This window comes from Nocardia sp. NPDC051900, from assembly GCF_044452545.1.
Lineage (GTDB): Bacteria > Actinomycetota > Actinomycetes > Mycobacteriales > Mycobacteriaceae > Nocardia > Nocardia sichangensis.
Genome location: NZ_JBITBU010000067.1, coordinates 1 through 3,656, shown reverse-complemented (window position 1 = coordinate 3,656; position 3,656 = coordinate 1). Strand labels below are relative to the sequence as shown.

The window sequence follows — 3,656 nt, the reverse complement described above, 5'->3', positions numbered from 1 at the left end:
ACGTATGCGACCGATCTTTTCGATCGGGCGACGGTCGAAGGGTTCGCTGATCGGCTCTCGCGCATCCTCGCCGCCGTGGTCGCCGATCCCACCGTTCCGGTCGGGGATCTCGAACTGCTCGACGCCGCCGAACGGCACGACGTGCTGGCACGCTGGAACGCCACCGACCAGGCCGTCGACGCGGATGCGACGCTGGCCTCGCTGCTCGACGCCAGTGTCGCGGCGGACCCGCGCTCAACGGCGCTGGTCGCGGACGCGGTCGATGGTGAGCGGGTCGAGCTGACCTACGCCGAACTCGATTTGCGTGTGAATCGTCTTGCGCGGCATTTGATTTCGTTGGGTGTCGGTCCGGAGTCGCGGGTGGCGCTGGCGTTGCGTCGCTCGGTGGATTTGATCGTGGCGATGTATGCGGTGGCGAAGTCCGGTGGTGCGTATGTGCCGGTGGATCCGGATCAGGCTGCCGAGCGCACGAGCTACATCCTGGAGACGGCCGCACCGGTTTGTGTGCTGACGAATGCCGATGCGAAGTTCGAGACCGATGTCGCGCCGGTGGTGCGGATCGATGAACTGGATCTGTCGGAGCTGGATGCCGCGCCGGTCGCTGATGTCGATCGGGTCGCGCCGTTGCGTCCGGAGAACACGGCGTATGTGATCTTCACGTCGGGTTCGACGGGTCGCCCGAAGGGTGTCGCGGTTCCGCACGGCGCTATCGCGAACCAGTTGCAATGGAAGAACATCGAGTTCGGGCTCGACGCTGCGGATGCGATTCTGCTGAAGACGGCCGCGACGTTCGACCTCTCGGTGTGGGAGTTCTGGTCGGCGGTAGTGTGCGGTGGCCGTTTGGTCATCGCCTCACCCGACGGTCACCGGGACCCGACGTACCTCAACGAACTCATGGCCCAGGAATGGGTCACCACGCTGCACGTCGTCCCGTCGATGCTGGACGCGCTGTTGACTGCCGGTATGCCGGATTCGCTGTGGCGGGTGTTGGCGATCGGTGAAGCGTTGCCGGGTGCGTTGGCTCAGCGGTTCTTGCGTGAGAATCCGCGTACGGAATTGTTCAATTTGTATGGTCCGACCGAGGCGGCGGTGTCCATCACCAGCCATCGGGTCGGTGATACCGACCGGGTTTCGGTTCCCATTGGTGCGCCGGTGTGGAACAGTCGGGTGTTTGTGCTGGATGGGCGTTTGCGTCCGGTGCCGGTGGGTGTGTCGGGTGAGTTGTATTTGGCTGGTGCGCAGTTGGCGCGTGGCTATTTCGGTCGTGCGGATCTGACGGCGGATCGGTTCGTGGCGAATCCGTTCGAGCCGGGTGCGCGGATGTATCGCACGGGTGATTTGGTCGCTTGGACCGGTACGGGTGAGCTCGAGTATCGGGGTCGTACGGATTTCCAGGTGAAGATTCGTGGTTTCCGTATCGAGCTCGGTGAGATCGAAGCCGCGCTGCTCGCGCTGCCGGAGATCGCGCAGACGGCGGTGATCGCGAAGTCGGATCCGCAGACCGGTGACCGGTTGGTCGCGTACATCGTGCCTGTGGATGCTGGAGCAGGTGCCGCTGGCGATGCCGACGATACGGCCGGTGCCGGATCCGGCGTGGATGTGGCTCGGGTGAAGTCCGAACTGAGCGCTGGGTTGCCGTCGTACATGGTGCCGTCTGCGTTCGTGGTGTTGGATGCGTTGCCGTTGAATGTCAACGGCAAGCTCGACCGTAAGGCGTTGCCGGAGCCGGAGTTCGAGGTCCAGGCGTTCCGGGCACCGTCGACTCCGATCGAGGAGATCGTGGCGTCGGTGTTCGCCGAGGTGCTCGGGGTCGAGCGGGTGGGCGCGGATGACGACTTCTTCGCTTTGGGTGGTAACTCGCTGTTGGCGACCCAGGTCGCGGCCCGGATCGGCGCGGCACTGGATGCCCGTGTGCCGGTGCGTGTGCTGTTCGAGGCCTCCACCGTGGCCGGATTGGCCGTGAAGGTCGAGCAGCACGCGGGAGCTGGCGGGCGTAAAGCCTTGGTGGCCGGTCCGCGTCCGGAACGGATCCCGTTGTCGCTGGCGCAGCAGCGCATGTGGTTCCTCAACCAGTTCGATCCGGCCTCATCGGTCTACAACATCCCGGCCGCCATCCGCCTCACCGGCGATCTGGACGTCGCGGCCCTGCGAGCGGCGGTCGCGGATCTGGTGGCGCGCCACGAGATCCTGCGTACGATCTATCCGCAGACGTCCGACGGCCCGGTGCAGCAGGTGCTCGCGGCGGACGAGGTGCCGATCGACCTCACACCCGCGCGAGTCGACGCGGCCGATTCGGTCGCCGTGGTGACCAGCGTGGTCGGCGCGGGGTTCGAGGTCACCACGGAGGTCCCGTTCCGGGTCGCGCTGTTCGAGATCGCGTCCGCGAGCGCGGACGACCCCACCGAGCACGTGCTGGTCTTCGTCGCGCACCACATCAGCTCCGACGGCTGGTCGCTGGGCCCGCTCACCCGGGATCTGGTCCTGGCCTATGAGGCGCGCAGCAGAGGCGAGGCCCCGGCCATGGCCCCGCTGCCGGTGCAGTACGCCGACTACAGCCTGTGGCAGCGGGAGGTGCTCGGCTCCGAGACCGACCCGAAGAGCCTGATCTCGCAGCAGGCCGAGTACTGGCGGGACGCGCTCGCCGCTCTGCCGGAGGAACTGCCGCTGCCGACCGACCGGCCGCGGCCCGCCCAGGCGTCCTATCGCGGAGGCAGTTTCGCCTTCGACATCGACGCCGACCTGCACACCGGGCTCGAACAGCTGGCCAAACAACACAATTCGACGCTGTTCATGGTGGTGCACGCCGCGCTCGCGGTCCTGCTGGCCCGGCTGTCGGGCACCTCGGACATCGCGATCGGCACCCCGGTGGCCGGCCGCGGCGAGGCCGAACTCGACGACCTCATAGGCATGTTCGTCAACACGCTGGTGTTGCGCACCGAGATCGATCCGGGCACGTCGTTCGAAACGCTGCTGGCCGAGGTCCGTAAGACCGACGTCGCCGCGTTCGGCCATGCCGACCTGCCGTTCGAGCGGCTGGTCGAGTTACTCGATCCGGTCCGCTCGGCGGCGCGGCATCCGCTGTTCCAGGTGATGCTGGTGCTGCAGAACCTCGCTCCCGCGACGCTCGAGTTGCCCGGGCTCACGGTATCGGGCATCGATCCGGGAGTGTCGGCGGCCAAGTTCGATCTGCAGATCACCCTGGCCGAGCAGCCCGGTGCGCCGGGTCTGTCGGTGGTGATCGGTTACGCGACCGACCTGTTCGACGAATCGACGGTGCGGAACTTCGCGAGCCGGTTCCGTCGTGTCCTGGCGGCGGTCGCGGCCGATGCCACAGCCGTGGTGGGCGATATCGATGTGCTCGCGCCCGGCGAACGCGACCAGGTGCTGAGTGCGTGGAATGTGCCGGGGGCCTGGGTTCCCGGTGCGACACTGCCGGATGTGATCGCCGAACAGGCGTGGTTGCGCCCGGACGCGGTGGCGATCCGTTCGGGTGAGACCACGTTGACTTTCGGTGAGTTGCACCGGCGGGCGAATCAGGTGGCGCGGGCGTTGATCGCTCAGGGTGCGGGTCCGGAGTCGTTGGTGGCGGTGGCGGTGGCGCGGAGCGAGGAGTTGCCGGTCGCGTTGTTGGGGGTGTTGATCGCGGGGGCGGCGTA

Annotated in this window: 1 protein-coding gene; it reads left to right on the top strand. The window is 66.9% G+C overall.

Annotation, left to right across the window (positions count from 1 at the left end; translation table 11 throughout):
* A partial coding sequence (locus tag ACIA5H_RS37675) for an amino acid adenylation domain-containing protein (RefSeq protein ID WP_397081131.1) occupies positions 1 to 3,656 on the top strand: 3,656 nt, incomplete at both ends.